The following is a 19,442-nucleotide window of genomic DNA, read 5'->3' as shown; positions in this document are numbered from 1 at the left end:
GAGACGCGGATTACAGAGATGTGGGTTCGTCCGTTTCGCGGCGGACCCACGGCGCCGCGGGCACGGTTTCGGACAGATAGTCCATAAGAACCTGGACGCGTTTCGGACGCAGGGCGTTCGGCGGCGAGACCAGACAGATGCCGACATGAGAGGCGTGCCACTCAGGCAGAAGCCTTTTCAGACGGCCGTCGCGCAGAGCCTCCCAGATCATGAATTCGGGGAAAAACCCGTAGCCAAACCCCGCTTCAAGCGAAGGCAGAAAAGATTCGGCGTTGTTGGAGCGAAAGCCCGCGCGTTGCGTGAGCGTGCAGGTTTCTCCGGTGCGACAGGCCAGGCGGATCAGCCCGGGCGTGCTCGTGCCGGTATAAACAAAGCCCTTATGGGATTCGAGATCCTGCGGGCTGCGTAAAGGCGCCGTCCTGTCGATCCAGACGGGGCTGGCGACCAGAAGCAGCCTGACATCGCACAACTTGCGGGTTCTGAGCGAGGAATCGGCGAGGGTCGCAATACGGACCGCGAAGTCGAAGCCATCAGCAATGACATCCACAAGAGAGTCGCTGAAGTCGATGGCGACATCAACATCCGGATAGCGGGTGAAAAATCCGGGCAGAAGCGGTGACAGATGATGAATCCCGAACGTCATCGGCGCCGCGATTCTCACCTGTCCCGTCGGGATCAGCATCGTCTCGCGCGCCTCGGCCTCAGCCATCTCCGCTTCAGCAATGAGCTGACGGGCGTGAGCGAGAAGCTGGCGCCCCATCTCCGTCAGGGAAAGCTGGCGGGAACTGCGATTGAACAGGGAAAGACCGAGCGACGTTTCGAGTCTGGTGATGGCTTTGGAAACGGTGGGCCTGGAGAGCTGCACGTCATCGGCGGCTTTCGCGAAAGAACCGTGTTCGGCAACTCTGGCGAAAATGGCCCAGGCTTCAAAATCGGGAAGTCTCATGACAGCATAAGTTCCGGATGCCGCGGGTGTCCGCCGGGCCGGGTTTGCCCGCGACTGTGCGGAAGGATAAGTTCGGAACCATGTGATCCGCGTTGTTTCGGAGTTGCCGGTCGCATGTGCTTTCGTCCCACCTCCTGACGGTTCGTCCGCCATAACCGGAAAGATGACCTGTTGCATCAGGGAAAAAACATCATGCACCCGCCCGGCCGGACTTCCGCCATGCTGCGTCGGGGATCCAGGCGTCTGCGCGCGACCCTGCGCCCGGCCGGTGTCATAGCGGTGCTCTGCGCGGTATCCGCCTGCCAGACTTCGTCGGAGGTCAGCCTGAGGACAACCCCGCATACGCTGATTTACACCTATCTGATGGCACATGGCATGGCACGGGGCACCGTCATGTCCGGCGATATGACCCCGCAGAAACTGTCAGGACTTCTGATCGCGGACCGCGCGGCCCTGCTGGCCGTGATGAAGGAAACAGCCTACCCGTCCGGCTCCAACCTGGCGGCGGCCAGCCAGGCCGTGCAGCAGTTACTGGCGATGACACAGCCTTCCGATTATGGCGCCCCCCGGCCACCCCCGTCTGATCCGTAAAACAGTTACTCCACATCGCCCGCGCGTAAGGTCATCCGGAAGAGACGGTTCCTCCCCCTCAGCCAGAGCTGCATCGGACCCGGAAAAAGCCCGGAAATAGCGGGGTCCCGCACATCCAGCCCGCCCGTGGTGGCGCCGGAAGCAGGCAGCAGCAAACGCCGCCCGTCCATTACGAAACACGGCCGCGACAGCGTATGCCCCCTGAGCGTGACACGTGCTTTCGGATGAAAATGTCCGGCCAGTTCAGCAAACCCCGGCGGAACGACGCCAGCCGGAATATGACGGAACAGGAGCGGCCCCTCCTGATGCTCCGCCTGCCAGACTCCGGGCAGATCTGCCGGAGCAACCGGATCATGATTGCCGGTCAGCCAGAGCAGCTCCGCCATCTCCCCAAGAACAGCCAGACGCGCCCGGTCAGCGGATAAGAGCCGCTCGCCGGCCTCGCGGTCGTGAAAACTGTCACCAAGAGCAATGATCCGTTGCGGCTGCCAGTGTGTAGCAAGAGCCGTAAGGCGCTCCAGAGTCACACCGGTATCGTAAGGAGGCAGCAATAGCCCCGCCTCCCGACGGGACGAACTTTTTTCCAGATGAAGATCAGCGACAATCAGCGTCCTGCCGGCAGGATGAAAGACCGCGCCTTCCGGCAGCAGCAGAAGCGTCTCGCCCGCCAGAATAACGGGTGAAGCTGTCATCCGGATGCGTCCGCTTCGGCAAAAAGCGCGTCCGCTTCAGCAAGAAGCTGCTCCTCTCCCGCACCACCTTTGATTTTTTCCCGACCGAGTTCAAGCATGAGCGGGACGGAGAGGGGAGAGACGCGCGACAGACGCACATGGTCGATGCGGCCCCTGATCCGCTTCAGCATGGCGGCAATCCGGTCAAGATCCGTAAGACCATGAGCGGCGTCCGCCCGGGTGGCGCGAAGCAGAACATGATCGGGATCGTGCCTGCGCAGAACATCGTAGAGCAGATCGCTGCTGATGGTCATCTGGCGCCGGCTTTTTTCACGCCCGGGATGATTGCGCTCAATGAGCCCGGAGATGATCGCAACATCCCGGAACGTCCGGCGCAGCATGGCACTGTTCGCGGTCCACTCAGTCAGGTCGTCGCCCAGCATGTCCTCGTCAAACAGCCTGTCAATATTAACAGGTTCCCGAACAGACCAGCAGGCGAGCATGTAATCGCTGGCTACAAACCCAAGCGGACCGGCGCCCGCCTGCTCCAGCCGCTTCGTAAGAAGCATGCCCAGGGTCTGATGAGCATTGCGCCCTTCAAAACAGCACGCCACAAGATACCACCGGTTGCGATGCGGAAATGTCTCAACAAGAAGATTGTCAGCGCCCGGCAGATGAGAACGGCGCCGCTGCATGTCCAGCCAGTTCCGCACCGGTTCCGGCAGAACATGCCACGCATCGGGATTATGCAGCATGGCCCGGACACGGGAGGCAAGACTGGCCGAAATGGAAAGCCGGTTACCCCCGTAAACAGGAATACGAGGCTCCTTCGAACTGCCCTTTGAGACCTGAACCGTCGTGTCCCGCATCCCGATAAACCGGAAAAGCTCGCCGCTGAGCAGGAACGTATCGCCCGGAACCAGGGTTGAGGCAAAGTATTCGTCGATCTCGCCGATCTGCTTCCCCCCGCGGGTTCTGACCCGCAGCATCGGCGTATCGACAATCGTGCCGATATTCATGCGAAACTGCTTCATGATCCGCTCGTTGCGAACCCAGAACTGCCCGAGGGAATCACGAAACAACCGGTGGTGACGCTCATACGCCTTAAGCGCGTAGCCCCCGTCCTGAACAAACCCCAGCACATCATCGAAATCTTTTCGCGACAGAGCCCAATAAGGCGCGGCGCGGCGAACCTCATCGTAAAGCGCGTCCGGAAAGAAAGGACCGCTGCACGCCGTGACCATGATGTGCTGGGCCAGAACATCGAGCGTGCCGGGCCCCGGAGGCGGCCCGTCCAGATCGCGGGCCGCAACCGCCTCCTTCGCCGCCTCGCATTCCAGAACCTCAAACCGGCTGGCCGGCGCGAGAAGCGCGCGAGAAGGTTCGTTCATGCGATGATTCGCCCGCCCGATCCGCTGCACCAGACGGGTGACTTCCTTCGGAGCACCAACCTGGATGATCTGCTCCACATCGCCCCAGTCGATCCCGAGATCCAGCGAAGACGTGGCGACAACAGCGCGAAGCTGCCCGGCAGCCATCGCCTGTTCCACGCGCAGCCGCTTCTCCGCGCCAAGACTGCCGTGATGCAGACCGATGGGCAGATTGTCGGTGTTATGTTTCCAAAGTTCCTGAAACAGCAGCTCAGCCTGAGCACGGGAATTGACGAAAACAATGGTGAGCCGCGTCCGCGCGATCTCAGTCAGAATGGCCGTCGTGCTCCCCAGACCCATGCGACCCGACCACGGAAGATACCCGTTCCGGTCTGGCAGCAGCAGCGACACGTCCGGCTCCGCCCCCTCGCACGCAACGACCCGACGGATGTCATCCGCATTCCCGGTCGGAGACACCCAGGCCGCGATCGCATCCGGACAGGAAACCGTGGCGGAAAGGCCGCTGCGCCGGAGCGCGGGCGCGAGCGTATTCAGGCGCGCGGCGCAGAGAGCAAGCTGATCGCCCCGTTTGGTCCCGGCAAGAGCGTGAACTTCATCAATGATAAGCGCTCTGAGCCCGGCAAAAGTCCCGGCCGCATCCGGATATGAGAGCAGCAGACTCAGACTCTCCGGCGTCGTCAGCAGAATATGCGGCGGCGTTTTCTGCTGGCGCTTTCTCTGCGTGGCTGACGTGTCACCAGTGCGGGTCTCTATGCAAACCGGCAGCCCCATCTCCGCAACGGTGCGGGACAGACTGTCGGCAATGTTGGTCGAAAGCGCCTTGAGCGGGCTGACATAGATCGTATGTATTTTCGGCGGCTGAACAGGCTTTTCTGACAACTCAATGAGAGAGGGCAGAAAGCCGGCCAGGGTCTTGCCCCCGCCGGTCGGCGCGATCAGAAGCGTTGATTCCCCGCGTCGAGCCGCTTCGATCATCGCAAGCTGATGCGGATGGATGCGCCAGCCACGCCGCGCGAACCACGTTCTGAATACCGGAGGAAGCGGATCTCTCATATAACTGAACAAACGCGGAACACCGGATCAGGTTCAGGCGTTGTAAGCGGGAGGGGTGAATATGGACTGGCTGGCACCTGAACCGGAAGGACTGTTCTGCATTCCGGGTGGTTTCTACATCGACCCGCTGCGCCCCGTCGCATGCGCCGTCATCAGCCACGGCCACTCCGACCACGCGCGCCCCGGCCACAGGCGCGTCATCGCCACACCGGAAACCCTCGCCATCATGCGCCTCCGCATGGGCGACGACCGCGCCGGCGACGTGCAGCAGCCCCTCGCATACGGTGAAGAAATCACCATTAACGGTGTCACACTCCGGCTCGCCCCCGCCGGCCACGTCGCCGGCAGCGCCCAGATCGTCATGGACTACGAAGGACAACGCGCCGTCGTCAGCGGCGATTACAAACGCGCTCCCGACCCGACCTGCGAACCCTTCCAGGTCGTGCCCTGCGATCTCTTCGTCACGGAAGCCACCTTCGCCCTGCCAGTCTTCCGTCACCCGGACCCGGCCCACGAAATCGCGAAACTCCTCCATAATCTCAGACTCTTTCCGGACAGAACCCACGTCGTCGGCTGTTACGCGCTCGGCAAATGCCAGCGCCTGATCGCCCTGCTCAGACAGAGCGGCTACGACAGACCCGTCTGGCTGCACGGCGCTCTCATCAGTATGTGCGCGCTTTACGAAACATTCGGCATCCCGCTCGGAGAATTAAAACAGGCTACCGTCGCCGAAAAAGCCGAACTGCGCGGCGGCATCGTGCTCGCACCACCCTCCGCCATCGCCGACCGCTGGGCCAGACGCCTCGCCGACCCGGTCGTCTGCCTCGCGTCAGGATGGATGCAGGTCCGGCAACGCGCCAAAGCACGCGGCGTGGAACTTCCTCTCATCATCAGCGATCATGCCGACTGGGACGCGCTCCTCAAAACCTGCGAGGAAACCGGCGCCTCCGAAGTCTGGGTCACACACGGAAGAGAGGAAGCCCTCATCCACGCCCTCGGCCTGCGCGGCATCAAGGGCCGCGCCCTCCGTCTTGTCGGCTACGAAGAGGAAGACGAAACCGAAAGTGAAACCGAAGCCGACGAGGTCACGGCATGATCGCCTTCGCCGCCCTGCTGGAACGGCTCGCCTTCACCCCCTCCCGCAATACGAAAATCGCCCTGCTGAAAAACTACTTTGCCGAAACCCCCGATCCCGATCGCGGATACGCCCTCGCCGCAATGGCCGGCGCGCTGTCCTTCACGGCGGCAAAACCCGCCATGCTCCGCGCCCTCGCCATGGAACGCACCGACCCGGAACTCTTCGCCTGGTCCTATGACTATGTCGGAGACCTCGCCGAAACGGTCGCGCTGATCTGGCGGGGCAGGGCGGAACGCCCGAACAGCCTGCCCCCAGGCCTGGCCGAAGTCGTCGAAGCCCTGAAAACCACGCCAAAAGCAGACCTGCCGGAACTTGTGGCCGGATGGCTCGACATCTCCGACAGCTCTTCCCGCTACGCCATCCTGAAACTCATCACCGGCTCCCTGCGTGTCGGCGCCTCAGCCCGCCTGGCCAAAACCGCCCTGGCCGAATCAGGCAGCGTCACACCCGACGAAATCGAGGAAGTCTGGCACGGCCTGGAACCACCCTACACCCCGCTCTTCGCCTGGATCAGCGGCCACGCCCCCAGGCCCGACCCGAAAGACGCCCCCGTCTTCAGACCCCCCATGCTTGCCCAGTCGCTGGAAGGCGTCGATCTGACCACCTTCAATCCGTCAGACTGGCGCGCCGAATGGAAATGGGACGGCATCCGTGCCCAGCTCGTGAAAACCCTTGGCGGAGAACGGGTCTACACCCGAACCGCCGAAGATATCGGCCACGCTTTCCCCGACCTGCTGGAAATCCTCACCGACCTCGACAGCCACGTCGTGCTCGACGGCGAACTGCTCGTCATGCAGGGCGACGAACCCGCCCCCTTCGCCGACCTGCAACAACGCCTCAACCGGAAATCACCGGCCAGAACCATGCTCCGCGACCGCCCCGCCGGCGTGCGCCTCTACGACATCCTGTTCGAAGATGGCGAAGACCTCAGAAATCTGCCCTTCGACGCCCGCAGAAAAAGACTCGAAACCTGGTTCGCCCGGCTGTCCCCGCCCCGCATGACACTGTCCGAACTGATCCCCTTCGAAAATTTCAGCGAACTCGCCGCCCTGCGCGAAAGCGCGCGCTCAGAAGGCATCGAAGGCCTGATGCTCAAACGCGCCGACAGCCCCTATGTCCCCGGACGCCCGCGCGGCCCCTGGTGGAAATGGAAACGCGAGCCCCTGACCGTCGATGCCGTTATGATGTATGCCCAGCGCGGACACGGCAAACGCAGCAGCTTCTATTCCGATTATACCTTCGGCCTGTGGCGGGAAGGCGAGAACGGCCGCGAACTCGTGCCCATCGGTAAAGCCTATTCCGGTTTTACCGATGAGGAACTGAAATTCCTCGACCGCTGGGTCCGCGCCCATACCACCGCCCGCTTCGGCCCGGTCCGCGAAGTCGAGCAGGGCCTCGTCCTGGAAATCGCTTTCGACGCCGCGCAGTATTCAAAACGACACAAAAGCGGCGTCGCCCTCCGCTTCCCCCGCGTCGCCCGTATAAGAACCGACAAACCCGCAGCCGAAGCCGATGAACTCGACGAATTTGTCAGGACCTTCCTCTGAAATCCAGGCGATCCCGCAATTCTCATTGCCACCCGTGTCCCGGAACGACTTTTACACCCGCACAGCCAGCCTTCATTCTTTACACGCCCGGAATAACAGGCAAAAAGCCTGCCCGGAGGAGAATAAATTGGTCAGCGCACTGAACAGATTTATCGCGAAGCAGAAATCTCCGGAAATCCGCTTTACAAACCTGTTCGCATATTTCTCCGGCTGGCCTGTCTGTAAACTCTTCGGCCTGTTCATGCTGATCGCCGGGCCGGTCTGCCTGCTGCTGACCCCGCCATTCCAGGTGGCCGATGAATCCAACCATTTCATGCGCGCCATCCAGATCTCACAGAATCAACCGATCGCAATCACACGCACTCCGAACGAAAAAGGCGCCTTCGTCCCCGATACCGTTATTCCGTTCGTCGCGGTCTTCAGCCCGATGATGTTCGCACCGGAAAAAAAGCTGACCCCGCACATGCTGACCGCCCTGCAGTCAGCCAGGTAAAGCACAAAGACCGATTTCGTCACATTGCCGAATACCGTGCTGTACCCTCCGACCTCCTATGCCGGCACCGCGGCGGGAATCACCATCTCCCGCCTCATTCATTCGAATCTGGCCGGTACATTCTACAGGGAATGCTTACGCCGGAAGCAGATAATTCCGTCACGTCCACCGCGAAAGAAGCGAAAAACGCATCGTCCGGCACGCAGGACCGCAAAATACCGAAACCCCGCGCGCCGAAAGCAGAACATCGCAGCCTCTCAGCGCGAAGAAGACCCCGTCTTCGGATACCCGGTCACAGTAAAAGCCGGCACCTTCTGCCCATTCACTGCCGCCGCCGGATTCTTCATCACCCGCGCCCACTGCCCGAATTTCGATTCATCGGCATGATGATAAACAGCAAGCACCCGATCGTTATCGGTGACGGCAATCGTATCCGCCCCGATCCGTTCAGACGCCAGATAAGACGGCTTCAGGATCAGCTCGAAACACTGTCCCACGCCCTTCTGAGGCTCATAAAGCACCTCGGTCGAAGCCAGCACGCAATCCTGAGCCAGCGCCGGGCCACCCGCCAGAAGCCCCGCAACAATCATCCATGCCCGCATGCCGCCCTCCGAATATCCTGTCCTGAAACCAGAACCCGCCACCCCGCGTTGCCCGGACCCGGCATCAACAGGGCAGGGACCGCCTTACCTCGTAACCGGCTTCGTATCCTTCCGCAGCCGCTTCTCACCCAGCAGCAGCAGAAGCGGCGCCGCAATAAAGATCGAAGACGACGTGCCAACCACGATCCCAAACAGCATCACCCAGGCAAACCCGGACAGACTGCTCCCCCCGAAGATCGCCAGCGGCAACGCCGCCAGAAACACTGTCGTCGATGTGCCCAGCGTCCGGTTCAGAGTCTCATTGATCGACAGATCAATCAGTTCCCGCAACGGCATCGTCCGGTACCGACGCAGATTCTCACGCACCCGGTCATACACCACGACCTTATCGTTCGTGGAATAACCAAGGATCGTCAGAATCGCCGCCACCATCACCAGATCAAACTCAAAATGAGTGAGAACCAGAAACCCGACGGTCTTCGTCAGATCGAGAACCAGCGTCACGACCGCGCTGAGCGCGAACTCCCATTCGAACCGGAACCAGATATAAGCCAGAATCATCACCAGACTGAGCCCGAGAGCCAGCAGACCGTTGCGCAGCAGCTCCGCCGAAACCGACGCCCCCACCGCATCCGCCCGAAGCACCGTCGCCCCCGGCTGCGCCTCGGCTATGGCATGACGCACCTGGTCAATAACCGCATTGGTGTTGGTGTTCTCGTCAGCACCGAGCCGGATCAGAACATCATTGTTCCCGCCAAACGCCTGCACACCCGCGGCCTCGATGTGATGCGCCGCCAGCGCCCCACGAATCTTGCCAAAGTCAGCCGGCCCGTCCGTCCGGGCCTCCACAACGATCCCGCCCTTGAAATCCAGCCCCAGCGTCAGCCCCGGATGGAAGAACAGCACCAGCGACGCCAGCGACAGAATGGCCGAGGTTGCAAGACCGAGAAAACGGCCGCGCATGAAGTTGATGTGTGTGTCGCCGCGGACGAAACGCAGCAGAGGACGTCCAGACATAACGCTTCGGCCTAAACGGGAAGGGTGGAGGGGCGGGCAAGGGCGTACCAGCGCACCATCAGAAGGCGGGAGAGAAACAGCGTCGTGAACAGCGTTGTCGCGATGCCGATCGTAATCGTGAGCGCAAAACCCCGCACGGGGCCGGTGCCAAATACAAACAGCATGACATGAGCCAGAAAAGCCGTCGCATTACTGTCCAGAATAGTGGAGGTGGCACGCTCGAAACCCGCCTGCATGGCGGCAAGAGGCGTGCGCCCCCGTTTCAGTTCTTCGCGGATACGCTCAACAATAAGGATGTTGGCGTCCACGGCCATGCCGAGGGTCAGCAGCATGCCGGCCATCCCCGGCAGCGTAAGCGTCGCGCCAAAAAGCGAGAGAATGGCAAGCATCAGGGTCAGGTTCGCGAACAGCGCAATGTTCGCGTACCAGCCGAAGCGGCCATAGAACAGCGCCATAAACACAATAACCAGCAGGAAGCCCGAAAGAAGACTGAGCGCGCCCGCACGGATCGAATCGGCACCAAGCGACGGACCAATCGAACGCTCCTCAATCACCGTCAGCGGCACCGGCAGCGCACCCGCGCGGAGCAGCAGCCCCAGATCGGTCGCCTTCCGGGCATCGAAATTACCGGTGATAATGCCGCTGCCACCCGTGATGGCGGAGCGGATGACCGGCGCTTCAATAACCTTGTTATCAAGCACGATGGCAAAGCGCCGTCCGACATTGGCCTGAGTCACCGCCGAAAACGCCCGCGTCCCGACCGAATTGAGCGTGAAATTCACCGCCCAGCCACCCGTCTGCTCGTCCGTCGTCGCACCGGCATTCACCAGATCCGCGCCATCGACGTCGATATGATCGCGCACCGCAAGCATCTGCCCGGGCATCTCCGTGCTCGGAAGAAGCGTATCCCCCGGAGGCGCCACCGAACTTCCCGCCGGCAACTCGTCCACCAGCCGGAACGTCATCCGCGCCGTCGTGCCCAGCAGAGCCTTGATCCGCTCCGGATCACTGATCCCCGGCAACTCGACGATAATCCGGTCTTCGCCCTGGCGGGTGATTTCCGGATCGACCGCGCCCGTGGCGTCGATCCGGCGCCGGACGATCTCAATCGCCTGCGTGACGGCATCGCGCGCCCGCGCCCTCATGGCTTCCTGCGAAAGCGTCAGAGCAATACTGCCGTCCGGCCGGGCCGAGACGGAAAATTCGTCGGCAACAGCGCGGGGCATGTCGCTGACAACTTTAAGATCACGGTCCTTCTCGGATGGATCGCGGGGATGAAAAGAGAAAACACCCTGTTTTGTGTCAGTGTTGATGTCTCTGTAACCGAGACCCGCGACCAGAAGGGACTGCCGCGCGGCCTCCGAGAGACTCTGAAGCCGATCATGCGTCAGAGACGACAGATCAACCTGCATCAGCAGATACGACCCGCCACGCAGATCCAGACCAAGATGAATCTGCGGCCAGGGAATGGAGACAGCCGGCTTGCGGACAAAATTGGGAACGCACAGCAGCAGGCCGATCAGACAGACTGAAATGACGGATAACAGTTTAATCCGGCTGTAATACATCATCGTGTGAAAGACCGTTCTCTGTCATGTGGACAGGCGCTGTTGTGCTGTTTGTGGGCGGCCACGGATGCCTCTTCTTGCCGGTAAGTTTATGGCGGCGGGAACATGCAGGGCATCGGCCCGGAATGCAACCGCAGCGAGCGATGAACGGGCGTCGTTATACCATCCCTGTCGGACCGGTCAGCGACGGCGCCGGTCAGCGGGAACTCTGCTCCGGATTCCGCCCTCCGGATTCCGGCATGAACAGAGACAACAGGTGAGGCACTGCCAGCCCGGACCCGGTGTTACGAAACCGTCTCCATCCGGCGGGTTTCGTCACATTTCGTTTTTCCGCCGGAGCGGATTCAATGCCATGCACACTCATGACATTCATTCTGTTCACGCTGCGGCGCGTTTTTCAGTTCGTCCAGATGTATGCTCTCTGGCAGATCATCGCCCTGCTTCGGCTCCCCGGCCCCCGCTACGCCTCCAATGTGGGGGGCTATCTGACACGTCGCATCGGCATGAGGCTGTCGGCCTCCGGCGTGGCGGATAAAAATCTTCGCTGCATCATGCCCGAACTGGACAGTGCGCAACGGCAGCGCATTATTCGGGACGTATGGGACAATCTGGGGCGAAATGTCGCGGAATTGCCCTACCTGCACCGGTTCGGCCGCACGGTGTCCGGTCCCGGCTGGGAGGTGGAGGGCGAAGAGCATCTTGAAGCCCTCAGAAACAGCGGCAGTCAGGCGCTTTTTTTCTCCGGACATTGCGGCAACTGGGAAATGATCCTGCCGATCGCCGGCAGTCTCGGGTTTGAGGTATCCGGCTTTTACCGCGCCAGCTCAAATCCGGTGATCGACCGCACGACCCAGGCATTGCGCCAGCGGGCGCTTGGCACGGGAAGCAAAATGTTCCCAAAGGGCGCCAGAGGCGCGCGTCTGGCGCTCGCTCATCTCCGCGCGGGCGGCTCTCTCGGATTTCTCATCGATCAGAAGATGAATGACGGACTGTCCATCCCGTTCATGGGCCGGGAGGCCATGACCGCGCCCGCCGTGGCCCAGATGGCCCTGCGATTCAGCCTGCCGGTTGTGCCGGTTTACGTCGTGCGCCTCGGACCCGCCCGCTTCCGGCTTGTTTGCGAAGCCCCTCTCGACGTGTCTCTCACCGGAGAGCGTCAGAGCGATCTGAAGGCGATCTGCATGGCCATGAACGACACGCTCGGGCGCTGGGTCAGGGAACGTCCGGGGTCATGGCTCTGGCTGCATCGGCGCTGGCCGAAATCCATGCAGCCGGACACCGTCATTGCCCAGGCCGCCATGGCCTGATCGTTGAACGTGGCTCTGTGGGCGTTAAGTGTTGCTGCTTTTCTCAGGGCTTTGTCCTGAAATCCACCAAAGGCCGGGGCCTTTGGGAACCGGTTTTATAAACTATTCGGCGTGCAGAGACCGCCGGCATGGCGCGCCTTCGCATGACAGTCCCCGCAAAGCTCTGGCGGTGCAAACATCACGCATCAACAGTTAAGGCCCGCAGAGTCCCGAACCTCGCCGTCACAATCCACAGCGCCGGATCACCGATCCGCCGCCCGATCATGTGAAAGAGTCCCCAGCGCTCTCCCAAGACTCGTTCTGACCACGTCTGCATTCAGGTGCGATCTGACGTAATCAAACCCCGCCTCCGAGACCGCCTCCGCTTTCGCCCGATCCCGGCAGAGCATGACCGTAAGCGCGGCAAGCGCCTCCGCGCTGCTGGCAACGCAACCCGAAAGAGCAGGCGGAAGCTCCAGCCCCTCAACAGCCATAGGCGTCGCGACGCAGGGAAGCCCCGCTGCCCAGCTTTCGAGAACCTTGCTTTTAATGCCGGCACCAAAACGCAGCGGCGCAATGGTGACGCGCACGGTCCGCAGCAGCCCCGTAAGATCCGAAACATGCCCCAGAACGCGAATGCCCGGCAGGTCCCCCATGCGGACGATAACGTCAGGCATCGCGCTGCCGATCAGCAGAAGTTCGGCCTCCGGAAACTCTTCGCGGATAAGAGGGAAAATGTCCTCGGAAAGCCATTTGGCGGCATCGAGATTAGGCGCATGTCCGTAATGGGCGACAAAGGCGATCCCATGCCGGTCAGGAAAGGGCAGGGGCGCCGGCTTTTCGGGAATGTGCCAGGGCACGACATGAATATGCGCGGTCGGAACAGCCCGCCCGAGGAGCGTCGCCTCAACGGAAGAATGGGTGATAACGGCGTGGGACGCCCAGGTCGCCATATGTTCCCGAACACGCTCCTGACCGGCGAGAATCCGGAGTTCGGGACGTCCCTCGATCATAGCCTGGCGCTCGATCCTGAGATAAGCGAGATCGGCAACGCCGGAGATCAGCCGGGCGCCCGGTATGTAGTGCCGGGCAAGAGAGAGATAGCGGGACGCATTCGAAAGGCGATGAAAATAGATCGCGTCGAACGAACCCGCCTGCGCCCGGAGAAGCATTTCCACATCGGGCCAGGTCGGCGGATGAAAACAGGTGATCCCAAGCTTTTCAAGCTCACGGGCCGACGCCCGGGTCGCATCGATAACAGACGCGATAAAACACACATCATAGCCCAGCGCCCGGGCCGCCTGCATATGGGACAGAAGTGCGCAGGAGCCGGCATCCCGCGTCGGATCGGGCGCGCGATCGTCAATAAAGAGAATGCGGTCCGACGTCGGCCCGACCTCTTTCCCGCCCGACCGCCTGGCCTCCCGATGGAGTTCCGTAGCCAGAAGACGGGCATCGTCACGGCCCTGCTGCCGGCGAAGCCCTGTCAGTTCAGCGGAGAGAAATTGCAGGGCCTGTTCACGGTGAGCACCGGACGTAAGCCCGCTCAGCGTCTGGCGAACATGCTGGCGGAAGGTCTCATTGAACCGCCTCGTCGCCGCGAAATGGAACGGAGACCCGGGCAGATCCTCGCCGGTCTCAGCACAGATGACAGCAACGGTATGGTCCGTGTCAGCGGACAAAGGCGGCGCCAGAGGCAGGTCGAACCCATAGCGCCCGTCGCCGAACCCGTTATCGCGCAGATCGGCCCGCAACTTGTTGGCAAGCACACGCCGGACCAGAGCACCATCGACAGTGACAACAATTCCCAGCCTGCTTTCCGGAGCCCCGTCATCGCGCACCCAGCCGGCCACGCGATCCCGCCCGATAACATCCACCGAACTGCGGAGCGAAACCGGCTTTATCCGGGGCTGGTCCGCCGACCTCGCCAGAGGCGTGCGGTCGGGCAGGGTGACAACATCGAAAGCCGCCGGACTCGTCGCCGGTGCGGTCGCTTCCGGGATCAGAAATTCAAAAGCATGGCACCCGTCCGCCTGCCCGGGCACAACGAGGTCCTCACGAAATGCAATGGCCGGTCCTTCCGCAACCGGCTCGCCATGCCAGAGCACGGCGACGGTGACGACGGCGTTCCGGCCGGACGTATCCCTGGCCCAGCCCGCCAGGTGCCAGCCCTGTCCCGGGATATGCGTGATCGTGTCGATAAATCCGGTAACGGCGCTTTGGCCGGATTTGTCGCTGACCGGAAATGTGGCTGGCGGGAAGGATTCTGCGGACATGGCACGCAGAGTCGCAGAAAAGACTGAACGTTTTCCCAACGCCGCGCCCGCCCGCGACCATCACGGGCCGCAGGCACGGAAGCCCTGTTCCGCTCAGGCGGCATCCGCCCGGCACCCATCCTGAACGGCACGGAGAAGCGGAGTTCCCGTCTCAAGATCGGTCACGGTAATCAGCGCGCCGGAAACCGGTTGATCCAGCCGCAGCACAAAGCCTGATTTTCCGCTGAAGCGCCCGTTTTCGGTCAGATCAGCGCGGAACCGGTCGGCTGTGACACGACCAGTCTCAATATTGTCACACCGGACACTCAGCGTGCGTGGCTCGTCAGGAAAAGCATCGCAACGCGCCCAGCCCTCAATCGTGCGGGCACTGATCACATCAATGAAACCCCTGATCCCCCAACGTTCCGCAAGAGCCTTGCCCTGACCGGCCAGCCGGGTGCGCAGAGCTTCCAGCGCAGGACCGTCTTCAATCCGGGGAAGACAGAAGAGACCGGAACGCCCGCTGCTCTCAGCCGGAAGCGCATCCGGATAAAGCGCGTCGAACTCCCCGGCATTGTGGAACATGCCGCGACTTCCATCGTCCACAAAAGTCTCCGACGCCGCGCCCTCAGCCAGAAGAATATCGTGCGTATCAAGTTCGATATGGATGTAATCGACACGGTCGGTCTGCTGCATCTGCACAATGGATGTGCCGTTCAGAAGCAGCCGCGCCGGAACGAGACAGCCGTCCAGCGCCATCGCATGGAGCGGAGAAACAACCAGCCTGCGCCGGGGAACCGTCTCGCCCGATGCATCGCTTCCAAGCGAACCGGGCCGGAAAATAACCGGCATGATATCCGGATTCCCACGGGCAAAGCGGCCGTCATAGCTCCGGCGACCAATCCAGCGGATCGGACGCGCGCCACCCGAGGCCGTGAGAATGAGATCCCCGACCACAAGATCCTCGATCGGACGCTGCCCCTCCGGCGTGGCAATGAGCGTGCCCGGGCAGTAGCAGGGCACGCCGTAGGTAATCTCCGTTCCCCCGCCGGGCGCGGCCTGAAAATAGAAATCCGATCCGAACGTGCCGCTGAGTTGCAGCGTGACCGTTTCATTGCCCTCAGTAACGGTCAGAAGATCGTCCGCGCCAATCATGGCCGTATCGACTTCACCACTGGTCCCGGCAAAAGTTAAATCGGTAATGACAATACTGTTGATTGTGTTGATCGTAGTGCTGCCGACATACCCATAACCCACCGTGGTCGTGGTGCCGATCACGTCGAAGCCCGCAATCGTCATGCCTGAAATCTGCGATGTCGTAAGAACCAGGGCGGACCCCGTCGGATCAGGTGACGAACTGGTCGCGGTAATCGGCGCGAAGGTCAGAACCCCGGAATAAAGCGCGCCGCCCGCCAGGGTCAGCGATCCGCCGTCGAGAACGACATTCGACGCGGCGCCACCGGTCTCGACAACCATTACAGCGCCGACATTGACCGTCGTATGAACTGCCGTGCCGCCGGACTCAACGGTTTCGGTGGCCGTCCCGTAGCTCCACTGCAACGTGAAGTGATACTGCCACGCATAACGTCCGCCGGTGAGCGTCGTGTCGATGACAGTCCCCCCGGCTGCGACATCCTGCGAGACGTCGGAGTAGAGCGGAGAATCCAGCAGCGTGTAATTGGTGGCGGACCCGACCTCGACAAGCGTGCCGCTGGCAACGCCCCCGCTGCCAATCATCTGCACCCCGGGAGATGTCGGATCGTAAAGCGTGTCACCGAAGCCCCCGAGGATCACGGCGTCAGTGACCGTTCCACCGGAAACGTCCTGCGTTCCGCCATCAACGGTCGTCCCGTCCGCCGTTCCGCCGGCTTCAACGATGGTCTCACCCCCGGCCCGCACCGTGGTCTGGCTTGTGGCGCCCCCGGACCGCACGGTCTCGCTTCCGCCACTCGACACGATCCCCTGAATACCGGTCCCGTCGACATAGAGACGCCCGCCGGAATCGACCGTCGTCCCGATAGCGGTGGTACCAGCGGAAATCACCGCGCCCTCGCCGGATGACACAATGGCCGAAACGGTTTGGGACGTGACGACCGTGTCCACATAATTTGAAGCGGTGCCCCCGATCGTCAGAACAGCAGTCTCGCCATCCGCCTGTTCGGTCAGCGTCAGCCCGGCGGCGCTGTAATCAAGACCACTGTTCAGGTGGATGGTCTCAATGACGGCTCCACCCGATTCGAGCAGAATCTGAGACCCGCTGCTGACTTCCAGCGTCGCGCCAGAGGTGACACCGGAGAGAACGATCCTGTCGCCGGACGCGAATCCGGACACGGTAACAGAGGAGGGAAGCGTGTCGCCAAGAGTCAGGGTTCCGGCGCCGGATGCGGTAAAATCGAAGGTGATGTTCGCGGCCTCCTGCCCGTCGGCAACGACAACCGCGCCCCCCGCCATATCAATGGTGCCGGAAAACGCCGCTAGCGCGCCCGAGGCAAAGCGCAGCGTATCGTAATCCCCCGTCTGTCCGATCGTGCCGGAGCCGCTGATCTGACCCTGTATCGTGCTCTGTCCGTCGAAGATAAGCGTGCCGTTATCGACAACGGACGCACCGGCCTCGACCAGATCATCCGTGGCAACAGCGCCTGACGAGAGAAACTGCCCGCCGCCGGAAGCAATGATCACATGGTCGGCGGAGGCCGTGGACATGAGATACTGTGTGCCACCGTCATCAACAGTGCCACTCGCGACGCTGACACCGAAATAAACCGTCTGCGAACCGCTGCTGAGAATGTCGAATCCGGTATCGGCGGGACCACCCGACAGGGGTGCTGCAAGAAGACGCTCCACCGCCGACGTGCCGCTCACAGTGGTCCCGACAGCCGTGCCGCCATTCATCTGCAACGTCGCGCCCGACCCGACCGTCAGCCCGTTCGCGCTGGTCCCGTAACCAAGGGTAAGCTCCGCATCCGAGAACGAGGAGAGCGGAACCGCCGCCGAAGTAATGGTCGCCGTGCTGTCGCCGCTGAGCATGAGCGTCTCAACCTGAGCGGCTGAAATGGTCACGGTGGCGCCCTGGCCGGCAGAAACCGTTCCGGCTACCGCGCCGGAGGCCAGCGTGATTCGCCCGCCCGAAAGAATAGTCGCGTCCGTCACCGTTCCGCCGGACGTCGCGGAAAGAGTGCCGGATGTCACCACGGCAGCAGTTTCAGTGCCTCCGTCCGCAACGATTTCAGTCGCACCGCCGCCCGTGGCGGTGCCCTGAAGTGTGGTCTCGCTGGCCGTGCCGCTGACAACAAGCGTGCCGCCACCGACAACGGTGGCGTTCTCCACGGTGTCGCCGGACAGGATAATCAGCGTCTGCCCGCTGACAATATAGCCGCCGGAGCTGGTCCGGGAGGTGGCATCGGTTGAAGCGCTCGTCATCGGGTCTGTTTCCGTTGTCGTTTCCGGCTGGCCGGGATGCGCGCCCGGTCAGAACCCGACTGCATCTGATTCGCGCTGGCACAAATTGTCAGCGACGGATGCACTGTCTCATTTTTTCGACTGGTCCACGCGTTAAAAGCTCGGAAATCACCGTTAAAAGACTGTCGTTATTTTATTAACGGGACGTTTTTATGCCGGTCCGACCATGAAATAATGCTTCATTCATCTTCGATACCGTGCCGAAGTGTTGCCAGAGACGCGTCGGTTGCTTGACACGGAAAAGCCGTGTCGTTAGCAAGCCGATGCACCCGAACCTGAGGTGCGGATGACCGAGGACAAAACATCTTTTGACGAACGCCTCCGCGCCGCGCAGACACGCGTTGCCGGTAAGCCGCCTGAAACCGAACAGCCCGACCGCGAGGATAAATCAATCCTGGCACTGGCAGCCCGGGCAGGCAGTGAAATGCTTGGTGGTCTCGTCGTTGGCGTTCTTGTCGGGTGGGGACTGGACCGATGGCTCCATTTCCGCGCTCTGTTCCTCGTTCTGTTCGCGCTCGCGGGTGGCTGTGCGGGTATCATGAATGTCTGGCGGCTGGTAAAGCCACCCGACATCAACGGGAAAGAATCCTGAGAGAGATCTCAGGCCTGGGAGAGTAAGGCGTTGGCGAGCGGTTCAAGTATCGACGTGCTCGGGCAGTTCGAACTGCATCCGGTACTCGGTGGTCTGGGAGAGGCAATCCGCCTCAGTCAGTCTCCTGTCTATATGGTTATCGCCTGTGCTCTGGTGCTTGCGTTCATGTTTTACGGCATGAAACCCGCTTCGGTCGTGCCCGGGCGCTTTCAGGCAGCGGCAGAAATCTGTTACGAATTCGTGCGAAACCTGGCGGTCGATACAATCGGGCCGGAAGGGACGTCGTTTTTCCCGTTCATCTTCGCCCTGTTCTTCTTCATCCTGGCCGGTAATTACCTCGGCCTGGTCCCGCATTCCTTTACCTTCACCAGTCATATTGCGGTGACTTTTGCGCTGGCGATCATGGTCTTCGTGCTCTCCATCATCGTCTCGCTGAAGGTACAGGGCTTAAAATTCTTCGCGCATTTCATGCCGGCGGGGGCGCCCGTCGCGCTCGCTCCGCTGCTGGTGCCGATTGAAATTCTTTCGTTTCTGTCACGTCCCGTCAGTCTGTCGATCCGGCTGTTCGCCAATATGGTGGCCGGGCATGTGATGTTCGATATCTTCGCAAGCTTTGTCATCATGCTGGCCGGTCTCGGCTTTATCGGTGACGTGCTGGCGGTGGGTCCGATCGCGATCAACATCGCGCTGATCGGGCTTGAATTGCTGGTCGGTGTTTTGCAGGCCTACGTGTTTGCAATTCTCACCTGCATCTATCTGCGAGAGGCCGTCGCTCACTGAGGCGGTCCTCCTGTCGGTCAATACGTTTTCGTCAATCAGGGAAGTAAACAACA

General features: G+C 61.5%; 15 protein-coding genes. 7 read left to right on the top strand and 8 right to left on the bottom strand.

Translation table 11 applies throughout. The annotated features are described in order from the left end of the window. Window positions 1-10 precede the first annotated feature (10 nt). Complete coding sequence (locus tag GOB90_RS04910; protein ID WP_146886603.1) at window positions 11-946, bottom strand: LysR family transcriptional regulator; 936 nt, start codon at window positions 944-946, stop codon at window positions 11-13. Window positions 947-1,138: 192 nt separating this feature from the next. Here GOB90_RS04910 and GOB90_RS04905 point away from each other — a divergent pair, with 192 nt between their 5' ends. After that, complete coding sequence (locus GOB90_RS04905; RefSeq protein WP_206752467.1) at window positions 1,139-1,537, top strand: hypothetical protein; 399 nt, start codon at window positions 1,139-1,141, stop codon at window positions 1,535-1,537. A 5-nt stretch (window positions 1,538-1,542) separates the two neighbouring features. On the opposite strand, the gene pdeM is transcribed toward GOB90_RS04905, so the two are convergent. Beyond that, a complete protein-coding gene (gene pdeM, locus GOB90_RS04900) occupies window positions 1,543-2,229 on the bottom strand; it encodes a ligase-associated DNA damage response endonuclease PdeM (protein ID WP_146886599.1) in 687 nt (228 codons plus the stop codon). Beyond that, window positions 2,226-4,664: a ligase-associated DNA damage response DEXH box helicase gene (locus tag GOB90_RS04895; RefSeq protein WP_456304218.1), complete on the bottom strand. Its 2,439-nt coding sequence runs from the start codon at window positions 4,662-4,664 to the stop codon at window positions 2,226-2,228. Before GOB90_RS04895 ends, pdeM begins: the two co-directional genes overlap by 4 nt. A 49-nt stretch (window positions 4,665-4,713) precedes the next feature. On the opposite strand from GOB90_RS04895, the gene GOB90_RS04890 reads away from it, so the two are divergent. The 3 genes from GOB90_RS04890 to GOB90_RS04880 all read left to right on the top strand — a co-directional run bounded on the left by GOB90_RS04890 (window position 4,714) and on the right by GOB90_RS04880 (window position 7,830). Continuing rightward, complete coding sequence (locus tag GOB90_RS04890) at window positions 4,714-5,748, top strand: ligase-associated DNA damage response exonuclease (protein WP_146886595.1); 1,035 nt, start codon at window positions 4,714-4,716, stop codon at window positions 5,746-5,748. Further along, the gene (locus tag GOB90_RS04885) at window positions 5,745-7,337 is read left to right on the top strand and encodes a cisplatin damage response ATP-dependent DNA ligase (RefSeq protein WP_146886592.1); all 1,593 of its coding nucleotides are present in this window, start codon (window positions 5,745-5,747) and stop codon (window positions 7,335-7,337) included. The genes GOB90_RS04890 and GOB90_RS04885 overlap by 4 nt, the downstream gene beginning before the upstream one ends. 127 nt (window positions 7,338-7,464) lie before the next feature. Further along, complete coding sequence (locus GOB90_RS04880; protein ID WP_146886590.1) at window positions 7,465-7,830, top strand: hypothetical protein; 366 nt, start codon at window positions 7,465-7,467, stop codon at window positions 7,828-7,830. Between the two features lie 257 nt (window positions 7,831-8,087). Here the strand turns inward: GOB90_RS04880 and GOB90_RS04875 are convergent, their stop codons facing one another. The 3 genes from GOB90_RS04875 to secD all read right to left on the bottom strand — a co-directional run bounded on the left by GOB90_RS04875 (window position 8,088) and on the right by secD (window position 11,017). Beyond that, window positions 8,088-8,432, bottom strand: a complete 345-nt coding sequence (locus GOB90_RS04875) for a hypothetical protein (RefSeq protein ID WP_146886588.1) — start codon at window positions 8,430-8,432, stop codon at window positions 8,088-8,090. An 84-nt stretch (window positions 8,433-8,516) separates the two neighbouring features. Further along, window positions 8,517-9,449, bottom strand: a complete 933-nt coding sequence (secF, locus tag GOB90_RS04870; protein ID WP_146886585.1) for a protein translocase subunit SecF — start codon at window positions 9,447-9,449, stop codon at window positions 8,517-8,519. Window positions 9,450-9,460: 11 nt separating this feature from the next. Continuing rightward, a complete protein-coding gene (gene secD, locus GOB90_RS04865) occupies window positions 9,461-11,017 on the bottom strand; it encodes a protein translocase subunit SecD (RefSeq protein WP_146886686.1) in 1,557 nt (518 codons plus the stop codon). A gap of 347 nt (window positions 11,018-11,364) precedes the next feature. Between secD and GOB90_RS04860 the strand changes: the two genes are divergently transcribed. Continuing rightward, on the top strand, window positions 11,365-12,324 hold the full coding sequence (locus GOB90_RS04860) for a lysophospholipid acyltransferase family protein (RefSeq protein ID WP_242011802.1): 960 nt from the start codon (window positions 11,365-11,367) through the stop codon (window positions 12,322-12,324). Between the two features lie 242 nt (window positions 12,325-12,566). Here GOB90_RS04860 and GOB90_RS04855 read toward each other — a convergent pair whose 3' ends face one another. Both GOB90_RS04855 and GOB90_RS04850 read right to left on the bottom strand, forming a co-directional pair. Next, a complete protein-coding gene (locus GOB90_RS04855) occupies window positions 12,567-14,579 on the bottom strand; it encodes a glycosyltransferase (protein ID WP_146886583.1) in 2,013 nt (670 codons plus the stop codon). A gap of 93 nt (window positions 14,580-14,672) precedes the next feature. Beyond that, a complete protein-coding gene (locus GOB90_RS04850) occupies window positions 14,673-17,978 on the bottom strand; it encodes a Hint domain-containing protein (RefSeq protein ID WP_146886581.1) in 3,306 nt (1,101 codons plus the stop codon). 325 nt (window positions 17,979-18,303) lie between these two features. Here GOB90_RS04850 and GOB90_RS04845 point away from each other — a divergent pair, with 325 nt between their 5' ends. Both GOB90_RS04845 and GOB90_RS04840 read left to right on the top strand, forming a co-directional pair. Further along, window positions 18,304-18,609, top strand: coding sequence for an AtpZ/AtpI family protein (locus GOB90_RS04845; protein ID WP_146886579.1), 306 nt, complete (start codon window positions 18,304-18,306; stop codon window positions 18,607-18,609). 30 nt (window positions 18,610-18,639) lie between these two features. Further along, complete coding sequence (locus GOB90_RS04840) at window positions 18,640-19,389, top strand: F0F1 ATP synthase subunit A (RefSeq protein WP_146886576.1); 750 nt, start codon at window positions 18,640-18,642, stop codon at window positions 19,387-19,389. Window positions 19,390-19,442: the final 53 nt, after the last annotated feature.

The organism is Acetobacter oeni (assembly GCF_011516825.1).
In the GTDB taxonomy this organism is placed as follows: domain Bacteria; phylum Pseudomonadota; class Alphaproteobacteria; order Acetobacterales; family Acetobacteraceae; genus Acetobacter; species Acetobacter oeni.
This window is presented reverse-complemented; position numbering and strand designations above follow the sequence as displayed.

What these genes read in the sequence shown, in the direction of transcription:
- GOB90_RS04890 (WP_146886595.1), top strand. Translation starts at nt 4,714, where the DNA reads ATGGACTGGCTGGCACCTGAACCGGAAGGACTGTTCTGCATTCCGGGT.
- GOB90_RS04860 (WP_242011802.1), top strand. Translation starts at nt 11,365, where the DNA reads ATGCCATGCACACTCATGACATTCATTCTGTTCACGCTGCGGCGCGTT.
- GOB90_RS04850 (WP_146886581.1), bottom strand. Translation starts at nt 17,978, where the DNA reads ATGACGAGCGCTTCAACCGATGCCACCTCCCGGACCAGCTCCGGCGGC.
- secF (WP_146886585.1), bottom strand. Translation starts at nt 9,449, where the DNA reads ATGTCTGGACGTCCTCTGCTGCGTTTCGTCCGCGGCGACACACACATC.
- pdeM (WP_146886599.1), bottom strand. Translation starts at nt 2,229, where the DNA reads ATGACAGCTTCACCCGTTATTCTGGCGGGCGAGACGCTTCTGCTGCTG.
- GOB90_RS04885 (WP_146886592.1), top strand. Translation starts at nt 5,745, where the DNA reads ATGATCGCCTTCGCCGCCCTGCTGGAACGGCTCGCCTTCACCCCCTCC.
- GOB90_RS04910 (WP_146886603.1), bottom strand. Translation starts at nt 946, where the DNA reads ATGAGACTTCCCGATTTTGAAGCCTGGGCCATTTTCGCCAGAGTTGCC.
- GOB90_RS04845 (WP_146886579.1), top strand. Translation starts at nt 18,304, where the DNA reads ATGACCGAGGACAAAACATCTTTTGACGAACGCCTCCGCGCCGCGCAG.
- GOB90_RS04855 (WP_146886583.1), bottom strand. Translation starts at nt 14,579, where the DNA reads ATGTCCGCAGAATCCTTCCCGCCAGCCACATTTCCGGTCAGCGACAAA.
- secD (WP_146886686.1), bottom strand. Translation starts at nt 11,017, where the DNA reads ATGTATTACAGCCGGATTAAACTGTTATCCGTCATTTCAGTCTGTCTG.
- GOB90_RS04905 (WP_206752467.1), top strand. Translation starts at nt 1,139, where the DNA reads ATGCACCCGCCCGGCCGGACTTCCGCCATGCTGCGTCGGGGATCCAGG.
- GOB90_RS04875 (WP_146886588.1), bottom strand. Translation starts at nt 8,432, where the DNA reads ATGCGGGCATGGATGATTGTTGCGGGGCTTCTGGCGGGTGGCCCGGCG.